The sequence below is a fragment of the Corynebacterium provencense genome, from assembly GCA_900049755.1.
Taxonomy (GTDB): domain Bacteria; phylum Actinomycetota; class Actinomycetes; order Mycobacteriales; family Mycobacteriaceae; genus Corynebacterium; species Corynebacterium neomassiliense.
Genome location: LT160592.1, coordinates 1,317,159 through 1,332,471, shown reverse-complemented (window position 1 = coordinate 1,332,471; position 15,313 = coordinate 1,317,159). Strand labels below are relative to the sequence as shown.

Annotated in this window: 13 protein-coding genes; 6 read left to right on the top strand and 7 right to left on the bottom strand. The window is 67.4% G+C overall.

Features of this window, described 5'->3' with window-relative positions:
- Window positions 1–8: 8 nt before the first annotated feature.
- From BN3906_RS06065 to BN3906_RS06035, 7 genes are all read right to left on the bottom strand, one after another.
- Window positions 9–782 (bottom strand): MTB12 C-terminal domain-containing protein, encoded by a 774-nt coding sequence (locus BN3906_RS06065; RefSeq protein WP_066585387.1) that lies wholly within the window; start codon window positions 780–782, stop codon window positions 9–11.
- Window positions 783–821: 39 nt separating this feature from the next.
- On the bottom strand, window positions 822–1,553 hold the full coding sequence (locus tag BN3906_RS06060; protein ID WP_066585384.1) for a helix-turn-helix domain-containing protein: 732 nt from the start codon (window positions 1,551–1,553) through the stop codon (window positions 822–824).
- Window positions 1,550–2,026, bottom strand: a complete 477-nt coding sequence (locus tag BN3906_RS06055; protein ID WP_066585381.1) for a cupin domain-containing protein — start codon at window positions 2,024–2,026, stop codon at window positions 1,550–1,552. Before BN3906_RS06055 ends, BN3906_RS06060 begins: the two co-directional genes overlap by 4 nt.
- A complete protein-coding gene (locus BN3906_RS06050) occupies window positions 2,010–2,819 on the bottom strand; it encodes a class I SAM-dependent methyltransferase (protein ID WP_261796863.1) in 810 nt (269 codons plus the stop codon). Before BN3906_RS06050 ends, BN3906_RS06055 begins: the two co-directional genes overlap by 17 nt.
- A 325-nt stretch (window positions 2,820–3,144) precedes the next feature.
- Complete coding sequence (locus BN3906_RS06045) at window positions 3,145–4,539, bottom strand: ATP-binding protein (protein WP_066585374.1); 1,395 nt, start codon at window positions 4,537–4,539, stop codon at window positions 3,145–3,147.
- A 172-nt stretch (window positions 4,540–4,711) separates the two neighbouring features.
- Window positions 4,712–5,368, bottom strand: a complete 657-nt coding sequence (locus BN3906_RS06040) for a DNA-3-methyladenine glycosylase (protein WP_066585371.1) — start codon at window positions 5,366–5,368, stop codon at window positions 4,712–4,714.
- A 5-nt stretch (window positions 5,369–5,373) separates the two neighbouring features.
- Complete coding sequence (locus BN3906_RS06035) at window positions 5,374–7,383, bottom strand: FAD/NAD(P)-binding protein (protein WP_066585369.1); 2,010 nt, start codon at window positions 7,381–7,383, stop codon at window positions 5,374–5,376.
- 200 nt (window positions 7,384–7,583) lie between these two features.
- Between BN3906_RS06035 and BN3906_RS06030 the strand changes: the two genes are divergently transcribed.
- From BN3906_RS06030 to BN3906_RS14465, 6 genes are all read left to right on the top strand, one after another.
- A complete protein-coding gene (locus BN3906_RS06030) occupies window positions 7,584–9,302 on the top strand; it encodes a TIGR04028 family ABC transporter substrate-binding protein (RefSeq protein ID WP_066585368.1) in 1,719 nt (572 codons plus the stop codon).
- A gap of 2 nt (window positions 9,303–9,304) precedes the next feature.
- Window positions 9,305–10,261, top strand: a complete 957-nt coding sequence (locus BN3906_RS06025; RefSeq protein ID WP_066585367.1) for an ABC transporter permease — start codon at window positions 9,305–9,307, stop codon at window positions 10,259–10,261.
- Window positions 10,258–11,076 carry an ABC transporter permease gene (locus BN3906_RS06020; RefSeq protein ID WP_066585364.1) on the top strand — a complete coding sequence of 273 codons (819 nt, stop codon included), beginning with the start codon at window positions 10,258–10,260 and terminating at the stop codon, window positions 11,074–11,076. The genes BN3906_RS06025 and BN3906_RS06020 overlap by 4 nt, the downstream gene beginning before the upstream one ends.
- Window positions 11,073–12,857, top strand: coding sequence for a dipeptide ABC transporter ATP-binding protein (locus tag BN3906_RS06015; protein WP_078057167.1), 1,785 nt, complete (start codon window positions 11,073–11,075; stop codon window positions 12,855–12,857). Before BN3906_RS06020 ends, BN3906_RS06015 begins: the two co-directional genes overlap by 4 nt.
- Entirely contained in the window at window positions 12,854–14,269 is a 1,416-nt protein-coding gene (locus BN3906_RS06010; protein WP_066585361.1) for an alkylhydroperoxidase domain protein, read from the top strand. Before BN3906_RS06015 ends, BN3906_RS06010 begins: the two co-directional genes overlap by 4 nt.
- Before the next feature lie 159 nt (window positions 14,270–14,428).
- Window positions 14,429–15,310, top strand: coding sequence for a hypothetical protein (locus BN3906_RS14465; RefSeq protein ID WP_147592816.1), 882 nt, complete (start codon window positions 14,429–14,431; stop codon window positions 15,308–15,310).
- Window positions 15,311–15,313 lie beyond the last annotated feature (3 nt).

Here is a 15,313-nt window from a genome sequence, read left to right as displayed (position 1 = left end):
GCGACCTTTCAGGCGTTGCAGTAGACGGGAAGTCCGACAGTCCGGACCCCGGTGCAGACCGAGGCACTGGACAGCCGCCACGTCCCGTCGCGGTAGACGAAGGTGACCGGGAGGGTCACGCCAGGGATGCCCTGGGACCATGCGTGGAGTTCGGCGGTGGCGGTGTCTCCGTCGCGCTCCACCGGTCCGGTGACCTCCGAACCGCCGCGGGGCGCGCGGAACAGTCCCGCCCGGTAGACGGTCTGCGGGACGATGACGGCGTCCGGGCTTTCCAGGTGACGCTGCTTCTCTTCGTCAGGTGCGTCGGTGGCGGTGAGCAGGTGCACGATGTCGGTGAGCTCGGCGGCTGTCGGGGTCGGGACACCGTCTGTGGCGCCGTCTGTGTCTGCTCCGCCTTCGGTGCCGGAGGGTCCGTTGTCTCCCGCCGCCGACGCCCCGTCAGCTGAGCCGGGTCCCGGGGCTGACGCCGGGCCGGCTGAAACGCCGGCTGCCGGGACGCCGGCTGCCGGGACGCCGGAGGAGGTCGTCGGGGAGGTCGGCGACGTCGACGAGGTCGGGGAGGCGGAGGTGCGTGCGGTGGAGGAGGTTCCCCGGGACGCCGACGGCGACTCTGTGACCCGGCCGTCCGCGCCGAGGACGACGGTCTGTCCGCCTCCGCCGGCGTGCCGCAGGGCGAGGACGCCGCAGGTGATGATGAGGACACTGGCGAGCACCGCCCCGACGACGGAGAGCAGGACTGTCGTCCGGTCGAAGGAACGGCGGGAGGGGTCTGGTCCGGGCATGGTGTCTGTTTCCGTTCTCCCGGACCGGGGCCCGGGGTGTCAGGGTGTGGCGGGTGGAGAGGATCCGGCGGGTGTGGCGGGGTTGAACCGCAGGGCCACTTCGCAGTCGCCGTAGCGGGGGTCGGGTCGGGAGGTCACCTTCCAGTCGGTGGGCCGTCCGGAGTACGCGGCGAGCGCCTGTTCCACGATTCCGCGTTGGATACCCCGCGCGACCTCGGGACGGTGCTGGCCGAGGATCCGCAGCGGACAGGAGCACACCCGGATCTCACGGGTGCCGAGCATGCTGCCCGTCTCGCGGACCTCGAAACCCAGGGCGGTGAGGACCCGGGTCGCGGCGTCCAGAGGGTCGTCCGGCTCGTCGCTGTCCCGTGGGGCGGTGGGCTGGCCGGTGACGGTGGACGCCCAGATCCGGCCGGCCTGCGCGGCACGATCCTCGCGTTCGGAATCCGAGTCGGCCAGTGCTTCGACCAGGGCCGCCAGCAGGGAATCCTTCGGGGTGCAGGGGGCGGGGAGGTACTGCTTGCGGGGACGCCCCCGGCCGTCGCCGGAGTCGGCACCTGTACCGGCCGATGACGTGGGTGAGGTTCCGGACTCTTCGACGATCTGTCCGGATTCGACCAGTTTTCTCAGATGGAACCGGACGGTCGAGGGGTGCAGTCCCAGCCGGCCGGCCAGTTCTGCGGCGGTGACGGACCCTCCGGTCCGGGTGTTGTGCTCCTCGACGGCGGTGAGGACCCTGCCCCGGGGTGACGGTTCAGTGGCGGAACTCATGTCATGATAGTGCCCCCTGTCCGGCCGTCGTCGGAAACCGGCCCGCCCGGTATGAGCAGTGTGACCGTGGCCGGGCCGGTGGCCCGGAGGCTGTGCACCCGCCCCGCGCTGATGCCCAGGGCCTGACCGGGACCCAGGGTGACGGTGGCGTCGCAGCCCCGGCCTCCTCCTCCGTCTCCTCCGCCTTCTCTGCCGCCGGCCGGTCCTCCGGCCACCGTGACCTCGACCTGCCCGGTCTGCCCCATGACGAGCACCGGTCGTGCCGTCTGGTGGTCGGCCATGACGTCACCGTCCCGGAAGGCGATGCGGACCACTGAGAAGCCGTCGGGCTGTCCGACCTTCTTCACTGACGGCGTCGCCCGGTCACTGCGGTGGTGGGGCAGGTCGCCGGCCAGTGGGACGGTGCCGGGATGGGCGTCCTGCAGACCGTCGAGGAGGGTCCACCCGCTGCCGGTCTCACCCCCGGGAATCACCGGCGGGAACTTTCGTGGCGACGACGGCGACGGCTGCCAGACTGTCGCTGTAGGTGTTGAAGACCTTCCGCATGGCGAGGACACGCCTGCGGGCGCCCGGGTGACGCAGCAGGTTGAACAGTATGGTGGCCACCCCCTTCACTCCCTCGTCGGCGAGGTTGCGGCGCGGTTTCAGCAGTTCCATGCCGTTGTGGTCGACGGAGGTGACCTCGAAACCGTGGGAGGTGAGCAGACCGGTCCACTCCTGCGTGGTCAGAGGGCGGGCGTTGACCTTGATGGACCGGGCGAGGGCTCTGCGGATCTCGGTCTTGGCGTCGTCGTCGAGAGTGTCGGGTTCCAGACAGAGTTCGTGGATGGCGTACCGGCCGCCGTCGCGGAGCACCCGGTGGGCCTCGGCGACGATGGCGTCCTTGCCTCTGGCCCCCTGCATGGTGAGCATGGCTTCGCCGATGACGAGGTCGGCGGAACTGTCGGGGAGGCCGGTGCAGGAGGCCTCGCCCTCGGAGACTTCTCCGGCGGAGCCGACGACCTGCCGGGTCAGCACGACCGCCTCGGGGTCTTCGTCGACGCCACGGTAGGACGCCGGGTGTGCGTCAAGCAGCAGGCGGGCGGTCTTCCCCAGGCCGGGGGCAAGTTCGACGACGTCTGCCCCGGCGGGCTGTGCCGCGTGGATGAGCCGTTCGGTGAGTTCACGGCCGCCGGGGCGTAGAACGCGCTTGCCGAGGCGGGCGAGCAGCCAGTGGCCGGGCAGGTCTTCGACGGGGCGTTCCGGCATGGGCAGGGTGTCTGGCACAGGGGACCTCCGTGGGGGACGCCGACCGCACCGGCCGGCTATTTATGAGGATGATTATGCTCATAATAACTGATATGAAGGCAGGCGAGCCTAAGTGTGGGATACCTCACCTGATGCGGTGATGCGGTGGTGCAGTGACCTCGATCCTGTCGATCTACTTGATAGATCTATCAAGTAACCCTTCAAGTAGGCCTTCATCTGGCGACGCGTAGCCTCGTATCCCCAGGTCAGAGCTTGTGTTCACTTGTCATCCGGGCCTTCAAGTAACCCTTCAAGTAGGCCTTTACACGCTGGTAAGGAGTCGATTCCGGGGTACTGGAGGGGCTCAGTGCAACGGGTCAGGGGTAGACCAGGTGGCCCGCGGGTCCCGGGGCGACCGGCCGTCCCAGGTCACCAGTCCCTCGTCCCGTAGTGCTTTCAGTGCCTGTTGAACTGCAGGGCGATTGATGGACAGACTGTTGACGATGTCTCCTGTGCCCATCGGTGCCCGGGTTTCGCGGAGTACGCCGAGAACCTCGTCGGCATGCTTGGGGAGGCGGTCCATGACCGCAGGGTCTACGGCTTGTTCGACGCGGAGAATCAGTGTGACGGTACCGCTGGTCTGTCGGTACTCCGGCTCGGTGAAGCCGCCGGCCTGCATTTCCTCGTAGATGCGTCGGATTCCCTCGCCAAGTTCCTGTCCGATCCCGAGGTCGATGGCGACCCGGGCGATGAGAGGGTTACGGGCGAATCTCGCGATACTCAGCGGATGCCGTGGGTCGGCGAGCCCGGGGAACCTTCCCGGGCTGGTGATCTCGATGCGGTCCGGAAACAACTCGACGCGGATATGGTCCCCGGCCAGGCTGTAGGAACGGTGCAGCACGGCATTGACTATCCCCTCCAACCAGGCATCTTCGGGGAGAACCGGTTCCCAGGTGAACGCGCCTCCGGTATCGAGGTGTCGTCGACGCGGTAGAAGTCGCCGGATAGCGGTGACGGCATCGCGGATCATCGTGGGAAGATTCCCCTCGATCCGAACGTCTTCGACGAGGTTCTGTCGTTGACCGGTTTCGCGCCGGGGGCTGTCGAACTTCAGGACGCGGATAGCGGCGTTCGGAAAGAACTCCTGTGGGTCTGTTCCGAAAAGAAGCTCGGCGGCGACTGTGACGTCGCCGCTCCTCGTGAGAAGGTGGCGTCCGGAAAGGGCAGTTTCGGCGCTGCTGGCGCCGATGCTGGACGCATAGGTAGCGAGGGCCTGGTCGGAGAGATCAGACACTTCGGCGCCACGCACCGGCTGGGAGTCGAACTGACGCTCTCCCTTGCTGTACTGGAGCTCCAGCCTGTCGTCGAAAGAGAGCTTCATGGACTGATCGCCTACCCGCAGGTAGCAGTTGCCGTCAGTACTTTCGTGGACCCGTTCGCTGGCGGGGACGTCGATCAGGCACACCTGTGCCGGAGCGCCTGATGAGTCGGTGCAGTCGAGTACGAAGAATCCGTAGCGGACCGTCGGGCTGACGTGCTCAATTCCCACCTGTCTGAGCCTGCTCATCTGATCTGCGGTCGGGGCTCCCTCTAACTGGCCGCCGTGGACACCGACGGCGATCGTTCCTCCGTCCGAGTTGGCGAAGGCGATGATGGTTTTCGCCAGATCCTTGGCGCTGATCCGGTAGCTTTTCCGGTCGAACCACTGGTCTTCGGGTGCGCTGATCACGGTGGTGCAGTTCCACACTGGCGTGTCCATGGAACGGAACTCTACCGACTTCTACTTGATAGATCTATCAAGTAACCCTTCAAGTAGGCCTTCATCTGGCGACGCGTAGCCTCGTATCCCCAGGTCAGAGCTTGTGTTCACTTGTCATCCGGGCCTTCAAGTAACCCTTCAAGTAGGCCTTCAAGTAGAGACAGGCAGGGGCTCACACACCTTTCGGACGCCCCCGCGGTGAGGTCACCGAGCGGTCGCCGGGGATCCAGAAGCGCAACGGAGCATCGACGTTTTTCGAGATGCCGATCCGTGGACCGCTGACATACTCCACCGGGGACGCCGGGGGAGTGAGGGTGAATTCCGCGGCATGATCGCCGACCCCACCGGCGCCGACCTCACCGGCGACCACCGCCAGCGTCGCTCCGTCGAGGTCCAGGTCCAGCCCGAGCACCGCGCCGAGGTTCCCCGGCCCCCGGGCCAGGGCGTCATCGTCAGGGACCACGGGAACACCGTCCTTCATTCTGGTCCTCCGTGCCCGGGCGACCTCCGGCCCCTCGACCACACGCCCCGCCCGCATCAGCACCCCTGCGCCCGTTCCGGCCTCGCGGCACACGATGTTCCCCGCCCGGTGGATGCCGTAGCTCGCGTAGACGTAGAGGTGTCCGGGCGGGCCGAACATTGTCGCACACCGCGGCGTCCACCCGTTGGCCGTGTGGGACGCCGCGTCCCCGGCCCCCGGATACGCCTCCACCTCCGTGAGCTGCACGGCCACGGCACGTCCGTCGGGGGACACCCGGCGCAGCACCGCACCGAGCAGCAGGGGTGCGACGACCTCGGGGGACGCCGTGAGATCCGGGTACGTCGCCACCGTGACTACCCCAGGGCGATCCGCAGCGCCGACACCGCCGCGGCATCCGTCTCCTGCAGCATCAGCGGATCAGTGTGCGGCATCGGTGAGATGGTCATGTCCGCCCGGAAGTCCAGCAGCGGGATGCCCAGCAGGTGAACCCTGGCGTCGAGGGAACCGTCCGGATGAACCAGCCTGCCGGAGGCGAGGTCGACCTCGGGTGAGGAGGTCACCGGACCACCGGCGGCGTCCGTCAGTGCGAAGGGACGCAGACGACCCTCCAGGCGCAGCTGACGGGTCAGTGGATCTGCCGAGGTCCGGACATCGGGCTTGTGCAGCCAGGCGTCCACCAGCGTCCGTGCGTGGACGACCTCGTCCCCGGTCGTGGGGGAACTCATCGCGAAAGCGGGCTTCTCCGGGTCGACGACCACCGTCGGGTGGGCGCCGAGGAACCTCACGTGACCGGAATCCACCAGGCAGAGCAGTTCTGCGGTGCGGAACGCCGGCGGGCCCGACCCGACCATCTGGCCCACCCTGCGCAGCTCGGCGTACTCCGCGCGGCGGGACCGCAGGGTGAACCGACCGGGTTCGTCGGCGACCGCGGCGGCCTTGCGGACCGCGCCGATGACCTTCAGTCCCGCCTTCACCGCCGACCTCGTACCCAGCCGGGCCTCGTGGAGGTCCTCGCTGAGCCGGTCGGCGATCCACGCGGTGAAGTCACCGGCGTCCCTGTCGTAGGCGGCCACCGGATCCGCGTAGAACACCAGGTTGAACCGGTCCGCCGGGTCAGGGACGAGAGCTGCCAGCTCGGGTAGCTCATGGAGACGCCACGGGTCCACGGCAGGATCGTCGATGAGAGAGGTGACCGCCGCCAGTCTCTCCGGGTCGGCGTCGTGTCCGGGGCAGGTGCCGCCGAAGAGGGTGGAGTAGTAGGCCGCCTGCGCGTCCCGGAGTATCGACGGCCACAGCTCCGCGCCGAAATCGACGGAGTCGGCCGGGGCGTCCTCGGGGAGCCGGGCCAGCGCGGCCCGGAAACGGGGCACCGGAGCCGGGGAGGGAAGAGCGTGGAGAACAGGTTTCGGCTGGTAGGGGTATCCGTGGTGGGACGCCACGACGAGGCGCGGCTCCCGTCCGGAAGGATGGTAGGTCAGTCCGGACCGGGTCGAGGGGTCGGGGATGAACCTGCCGCCCCGGTCGACGGTGGCCATCGCCATGAGGTCGAAGAACCCCATCCCGAGGCCGCGGACCAGGACATCCTCCCCGGCAGGCAGGTCGGCGACCTCCTGGTCAGCGGGATTGGCGGGGCGCACCCAGGTGAGCTCCGGGTGCATCTGCACCGATGTCGCCGTGAACCCCTCCAGGGCATCAGGTTCATTGGCTGTCCAGCCCGGGGCCAGGACCGTCGCGTCGGCGAGGACTGTCGTCCCTCCGGGGCCGGTGGCGTCCCCGCTGGTCTGTCCTGTCAGGGTGATCTCGTCGCGGACCACACCGTCGGGGCAGGTCACAGGAGTGATTGCGGTGGCGCGGGCCTGGTGGACCTTCACCTCGAGCTGCCGGGGGAGGCGGCTGAGCACCACGGAGAACACCCACCGCAGGTACTCGCCGTACAGGGCGCGCGACGGGTGGGACTCCGGCTTCATCCCGGCGATCTCACTGTGGAACTCTCCGCGCACCATTGCCGGGTGGGAACGGTAGAGGGCGGTCTTGGCGCCGTCGGGGTCGGCGTCGGTCGGGAGGGTGTCGCCCCGGAGCAGCTCCGCCCATTCGTACATCGTCGGACCTTCGAGCACCGGGGCGGTGACACTGGACCCGGGTTCGGTGAACAGGGTCACGGCGTCCGCCAGGGTGTTCATGCACAGGGTGCGTGTCTGGTCGGTGCGCCACACCCTCCCGGCCCCGGGTTCGGTGTCGTCCACGACATGGACGGTGACCTGTCCCTCCGGTCGCGTCCCGGACCGGGCTTCCAGCTGGGCCGCGATGCGTTCGAGAACGGAGATGCCGCGGGGTCCTCCCCCGATTACCGCAATGGTGCTCATGAAGGTCCATGCTAGTTGCCCCCGCCCGTGAGACCTGTGACAGGCTTCACGGGCGGCTCGGGGCGCGCGGGGACGCCGCACGGTGATACGATGACAGGCTGAATCGAAACAGACAGGTCTGTCCGTCCTGTTCGCCCGGAATTCTCCGGGACACCCCGGAGCACCGGACCGACTCCACCGGCCTGAACGGCCGGGACAGAATGACCATCTTGGGAAGACCATTGACACACACCCCGGGCCACAGAAGGTTCCCCGCGAAGATCCTCGCGGTCATCACCGCCCTCGCCACCACCGTCGGCCTCACCGCCTGCGGTACCGACGAAGGCCCCACCCCCCACGAACTCACCTACCTCGAGTCGCTGCCGTTCCAGACCCTGTACCCGCCGACAGCGGGCTACTACCCGAACGGCGGCGTGGTCAACAACATCACCGACCGTCTCCTCTGGCAGGATCCCGACACCCGCGAGCTCTACCCGTGGATCGCCACCGATCTCCCGGAGGTCAACGGAGACGCCACCGAGTTCACCTTCCACCTGCGGGACGACGTCACCTACTCCGACGGCACCCCCCTCACCGCGGAGAATGTCGTGGCGAACTTCGACCTCTTCGGCAAGGGCGACAAGAGCCGCAAACTGACCTCCTCCGAACAGATCAGCACCTACGACCACGGTGAGGTCCTCGACGATCACACCGTCCGCTTCCACTTCACCGACCCCGAACCGGGCTTCCCCCAGGCGACCAGCTCCTTCAACGCCGGACTGCTGGCGGACGCCACCCTGAAGCTCACCGACGAGGGCTTCGCCCCGGGCAACGCCCGCAACGTCATCGGCTCCGGTCCCTTCGTCATCACCGGGGAGGAACGGGACACCGAACTCACCCTCTCCGCCCGGGAGGACTACAACTGGGCACCCCCGGAGCTGGGACGCCGCGGCCTGAACACGGGGCGTCCCGACCTTGACACGGTCCACATCGTCGTCGCCAAGGAGGACAGTGTCCGCGTCGGCGGGATCCGCTCCGGGCAGGGCGACGTCGCCCGGCAGATCGAGGCCCCCGAGGAGAAGCACCTGGAAGAGGCCGGGATCGGCATCCTCTCCGCACCGACCGCCGGGGTGAACAACCAGATCGACTTCCGTTTCCGTCACCCGCTGCTGTCCGACATCCGGGTCCGGCAGGCAATCATCGCCGGAGTCGACAGGAAACGCATCCTGTCCTCCCTGTTCTCGGCGTCCTACCCGTTGGCCACCTCAGCCCTCGCGGCGACCGCCAAGGGCTACCGGGAACAGAAGGACGCCTACATCTACGACCCCGCACGGGCGGAACAACTGCTCGACGCCGCGGGGTGGGTCCCCGGTGCCGACGGCATCCGGGTCAGGGACGGCCGACGGCTCACCCTCACCGCCAATGACGCCGCCGCCCAGCCGCGCACCAGGGAAGTGGTGACCATGGTGCAGGAACAGCTCAGGAAGATCGGCATCGACGTCCAGCTCTACCCGGGCGACGTCGCCGCACAGAAGGCCGCCCAGACCGACGAATCGACGATCCAGCTCAACGTGACGATGGTCGGGCGGGCGGACTACGACGTCATCAAGTCGCAGTACTACTCCGACGACCGGAACCAGCTGCTCAACATGCACCCGGACGGATCGATCGGGGACGAGCATCTCGAGGAACTGCTGCGCAGGGTCTCGTCCTCGCCGACGGAGCAGGCCCGTGCCGACGCCTCCGGTGATGTCCAGGACTACCTCACCGAGCAGGCGTACATCCTCCCGATGTTCGAGGAACCCCAGGTCTACGGGGTGCAGCCCTATGTGCACGGCTTCCGGGCCGAGGCCATCGGCCGACCGTGGTTCTACCTGACCAGCGTCGACGCCGGGCAGGCCGCGGCAGCAGACACAACGGAAGGGAACGGGGAGAAGTAGAGATGACCTTCACAGCAGTCCTCCGGCGCGCCGGTGCCGCGGTCCTCGTCCTGTGGGCGAGCTTCACCCTCGCCTTCATCCTGCTCACCGCCCTTCCCGGTGACGCCGTCTCCACCCGCTACGCGGACCCGGAACTCGGTCTCTCCCCCGAGGAGATCGCCGAGATGAGGGACGCCTACGGCTCCGATGAACCCGTCCTGACCAGGTACTGGAACTCCCTGACCGGGGTGCTGCACCTGGACTTCGGCAACTCACTGCACACCGGGGCCGACGTCACCGACTCCCTCCTCGACGCCCTGCCCGGCACCCTCGCCCTGGCCCTCACCGGCTTCCTGCTCGCCGTGGTCATCGCCGTGGTCGTGGCGGTCACCGCGACCTCGCTGCCGGACAACCCGTTCTGCCGCCGGCTGTCGGGTCTGATCCGGTCCGTGCCCCCGCTGTTCATCTCACTGCCCGCATTCTGGCTCGGCATCATCCTCATCCAGGTGTTCAGCTTCTCCCTCGAATGGGTGCCCGTCATCCACGCCACCACCGTCCAGCAGCTCATCCTGCCGTCGGTGGCGCTGGCACTGCCCCTGTCGGCACCGCTGGCGCAGGTCCTGCTGCGCAGCATCGACGATGTCACCGCCATGCCCTTCGTCACCGTGGTCAGGGCCCGCGGTGCCGGGCCCGCCTGGGTGCTGTGGCGCAACGTCCTGCGCAACGCCGTGCTGCCCGCCATGACCGTCGCCGGACTGACCTTCGGCGAACTTGTCGGCGGCGCCGTCGTGACCGAGGCCGTGTTCTCCCGTGCCGGTATCGGGGCGATGACCGTGGACGCCGTCTCCAACAGGGACACTCCCGTCCTCATGGCGGTGGTGGTCCTCGCCGCCGCCGTCTACGTCGTCATCAACCTGGTCGTGGACCTCCTGTACCCGGTACTGGACGCCCGACTGCGCACGAAGAAGGCACGCGCATGAGAAAACTCGCACACATCCGCCCCGGGGTCTGGCTCTCCGGCATCGTCGTCCTCGTCGCAGTGGCCTGGGCGGTCGTCCCCGGCCTGTTCGCCTCCGGGGACCCCACGGAATCCGGCACCACGGCCCCCCTGCTCGCCCCCTCCGGCGAGCACTGGTTCGGTACGGACCCCGTCGGCCGAGACCTTTACACCAGGGTCGTGTGGGGTGCCAGGCACTCCCTGTCCGGCGCCCTCGTCGCCGTCGCCGTCGGCATGGTCGTCGGTACCCTCCTCGGACTGCTCGCGGGGTCCTTCCGTGGCCGGGTCGACGCGGTGATCATGCGCGTCGTCGATGTCCTCCTCTCGATCCCCGCCCTGCTGCTCAGCCTCTCGGTGATCATCCTGCTCGGCTACGGCACCGTGAACGCCGCCGTGGCCGTGGGAGTCACCAACGTCGCGATGTTCGCCAGGCTCGCCAGGTCAGAGGTCCTGGGAGTGGCGTCCTCCGATTTCGTGGAAGCGGCCTACGGTTCCGGCGGCACCGCCTGGTCGGTGCTGTGGCGTCATATCCTGCCGAACTCCCTCACCCCGGTCCTCGCGCTCGCCGCCCTGCAGTTCGGCAGTGCGATCCTGCAGCTGTCCACCCTCGGCTTCCTCGGCTACGGTGCCCCGCCGCCCACCCCGGAATGGGGACTCATCATCTCCGAGGGACGTGACTTCATCGCCACCTCCTGGTGGCTGACCGTCCTGCCCGGCCTGGCGATCGTCCTGGTCGTCCTGGCCACCAACCACCTCAGTCAGGCGCTCCGGCGCATCGACGGGAAGGTCCTCCGATGACCGGCACAGACCGTGCACCCCATACCTCCCACACCCCCGGCACGCCCGGCACGCCCGGGGACAGTCCCCTGCTCGAGATCAACGACCTCGCGGTCAGTTACCGCACCCGGGGCGGCACCGTCCCGGCGGTGAAGAACGTCTCCCTGACCGTGGGGAAAGGCAGGGTCACCGCCATCGTCGGTGAATCCGGCTCCGGGAAGACCACCTCCGCCATGGCGGTCCTCGGCCTGCTGCCCGGCAACTCCGAGGTCACAGGAACCGTCCGGCTCGACGGACAGTCACTCACCGGACTGACGGAACGGGAATGGCGCAGGATCAGGGGCAGGCGCATCGGACTGATCCCGCAGGACCCGAACAACTCCCTCAACCCGGTCAAGACCGTCGGCGAATCCGTGGGTGAGGGCCTGCGCATCGCCCCCCGCGCCGTACGGCTGTCCGCGGCCGACAGGAGGAGGAAGGTCCTCGACCTGCTGGGCCAGGTCGGCATCGACGATCCGGCACTGCGGTACAGCCAGTACCCCCACCAGCTCTCCGGCGGGATGAAGCAGCGCGCCCTCATCGCAGCCGCAGTGGCCACCGAACCCGACCTCATCATCGCAGACGAACCGACCAGTGCACTCGACGTCACCGTCCAGCGGGCCGTCCTCGACCTGCTCGACCGGATGAAGGAGGAGCTCGACCTCGGCATCCTGTTCATCACCCACGACCTCGCCGTGGCCGGGGACCGCTCCGACAACCTCGTCGTCATGCAGGCCGGGGAGGTCCGGGAATCCGGTCCGACCGCAGAAGTTCTCACCCACCCCCGCGACCCCTACACCAGGCAGCTGCTGTCCGACGCCCCGTCCCTTGCCGGGGCGACGGTCAAGCGCGGGTCACGGCGTCACCGCCCGGGTGCCGAACCCGGCACACCGCACTCGGGTACACCGGAGTCCGGCACACCGCAGTCGGGCACCCTGCTCACCGTGGACTCTGTGGGCAGGACCTTCGGCTCCACCACCGCCGTCGACGAGGTCTCCTTCACCGTCGCCAGGGGGACCACCCACGCCGTCGTCGGTGAATCCGGGTCGGGGAAATCCACCCTCGGCAGGATCGTCACCGCGTTCGAGCACCCCGACTCCGGTTCCGTGACCCTCCACGGCGAACAGGGTGACCTGCGGATCGACACTCTCGACAGGGCAGGACGCCGCGCACTGCGACGGCGCGTCCAGATGGTGTACCAGAACCCCTACAGTTCACTCGACCCACGACAGACCGTCGGCAGGATCCTCGCCGAACCTCTGAAGAACCTGACCGACCTGTCGTCCGACGCGATCCGCGAGAAGGTCACGGACATCCTCGGACGTGTGGCACTGGGCACAGGAACCGGTACAGGAACCGGGGCGGGAACCGGGGCGGGGGGCATCGCGCAACGGCGTCCCTCCGAACTCTCCGGTGGTCAGAGGCAGCGCGTCGCCGTGGCGAGGGCACTGATCCTCGACCCCGAGCTGGTCGTCTTCGACGAGGCGGTCTCCGCCCTCGACGTGACGGTGCAGGCCCAGATCCTCCGCCTTCTCGACGAACTGCAGCAGGACCTCGGACTGACGTACATCTTCATCTCGCACGACCTGTCCGTGGTCCGCCAGATCGCCGACACGGTGTCGGTGATGAGCCACGGACGTCAGATGGAGACCGGGCCGACCGGGGAGATCTTCAGCAGTCCCCGCACACAGTTCACCCGGGACCTGCTCGCCGCCATTCCCGGACGCCGTTTCCGCCCCGACGGGCTTAGTCTGGGCCTATGACCGAAACCACCGCCTCCGCGGACATCATCGACTTCCTGGCCGGCCTCGACCCGGACTCGGAGATCTCCGGGCAGGTCGCCCGCCTCCGCCACAACCGTGCCCAGGCCCGCGACAATGCACAGCAGTCGTTCCACGCCCTGTTCGAACCGGAGACCCCGGGAGACTTCACCCTCGCCGAACGATATGCCGTGGCAGCATTCGTCTCAGGTCTGCACGGAGGTGCCACCGCCGGCGCCCGGGCCGCGAGCTTCTACACCGACCTTCTCGTCGACGAACTGGACGGGGACGCCACCCCGGAACAGGCCGACGAGTTCCTCACCACCCTGGCAGCCGTCGTCTCCGATGCACGCGCTCACGTCCACGGTTCAGGGGTCACCGCACCCTACGGCGTGTACCGTGAACCGGATCTCGCCGCCGAATCGGCCCCCGGCCCCGAGTTCCGCCTCCTCGACCGCCAGCGGGACACCTTCGGCCCACGACTGTCCGCGGCACTCGAGTTCAGTCATGTGCTCGTCCTGCACCCGCGCGACTCCCGGGCGGAACGCCTCAGACCGCTCGCGGCGGTGGGATGGTCCCCGACCGAGGTCGTGCGCCTCGCCCAGCTCGTGTCCTTCCTCACCTTCCAGATCCGCACCGCACACGGTCTCGGCGTCCTCGCCACAAAGTTCGTCCCCCAGGGTGACATCCGGCAGCCGGGCATGACAGTCGGCGCACGCCAGGCGGACACCCCCCACCGCCCGCTGCACGCCGACCCCGCGCCGGGGACCGGGGTTGACGCCGGTTTCGAGGTCATCACTTACCCTGACCTGGTGCGACCCGCAAGGTTCGTCACCCACTCACTCGGCTGGGTGCCGTGGGTCCCGCCGGTGGAGGAGGCCGACCTCACCGACAGGCAGAAAGAGGCTCTCGTCGACCCGCTGCGCGCGAAGTCCGCCTACTTCCGGCTGCTCGCCCGCGACCCTGACTCCCTCGAGGCGCGCACACTGACCGACCGGGACATCTTCTTCAACGTCACCGACGGAGTCGGGCGAGCTGAACGTGAACTCTCCGCCGCGGTGACGAGCCGCTTCAACGGCTGCGTGTACTGCGCGTCAGTGCACACCGGACGGACCATCGCAGAATCCGCCTCCGACGGTGACGCCCGTGCGAAAGCGGACGCCGTCCAACGCCTCTGCGACGAGGGGGTGACCGCCGACCTGGGCTCGGACCTGTGGAATGCGGTCCGGGACGCCTCGGTCGCACTGGCCGCCTTCCCGGTGCGCTTCGGCACCTCCCACGTCGCCTCCCTGCGGGACGCCGGACTGGAGGACGCCGAGATCATCGACGTCATCAACGCGGCGTCCTTCTTCAACTGGGCGAACCGTCTGATGCTGTCCCTGGGCGAGCCGGAACTGCCGAAGCGGTTCCGCTGATAGTCGGTGCAGTCCGGCCGGAACGACTGCGGGGAGAAGTCATGTACCTGGGTGGGGGAATGACTTCTCCCCGCTCGTAGTTTCACGTCGTTGCCCCTCACATGACGGGTATGTAAGGTTAGGTAAACAAGCCTTTTCGAGGGTGACAGGAGTGGCTGGATGGCTGCGCGTGATGAGTGGGAACCGTTGGACGGCTGGAATGTACCGGTCCTGTTGCGTGGAAAGGTCGAACTGGTCGCCGACGGGCAATTGTCCTCTGGTGACGGTGGTCTGGTGAGGGGTCTGCGGGCGGCTGATGGGCAGGATCACTCCGGAGAAGCAGTTGAAGTTCTCGACTGGGAAGATCTGCAGATTCGGACTTACGACAACGGAATCCATCCAGCGTACTGGCCGCCGGACCTTTCTGAATACGGAGTCCGTTCCGGAGAAGGAAACAACGTCAAGGAGGCAAATTTCCTAGCGGCAGCAGCTGGCATTCAGTTCTTGGAGCGCGGACTGCATGAATACAATGCTGTCGGCTTGTGGGATCATTATTACGGCAATACTGGCGAACTCTTCGTGTTATCGAGTGCAGTTGTTGACCAGTGGATGGTAGAGATGAATACGGACTACGGCAGGGGTGGCCTCGGAGAATTCGTGGATCCACCGGGGCCACTGGTTCTCATGGACAGGGAATATGCGATAAATCGAGCGGTGCAGATTGCGAAGGGTCGGGGGGCATCGCTGAAATATACGTACTCTTCCAGATGGAGATTGACTGCCGGGATCAGTGGCGACTATGTGCATTCTCTTGGGCGTCATAGTTCTTCGACATTGACAACGGTTATTGCACGGCCGTACCCCAATGGCGTCACCTATGTTCAGTTTGAGCAGGTTGTCTATTACTTCGATCACTATGATTTTGCCTACCACGATACTCGGTGGGGGGCGTGGCAGGAGAACATGGTGAATGTTGCGTACGAGGGTATGAGACTTGGAATTGCTAAACCATTTGAGGTCCAGGGAGAGAGTGCCCCTGTGACCGGTTTTAGGGCAGTCTAGGGA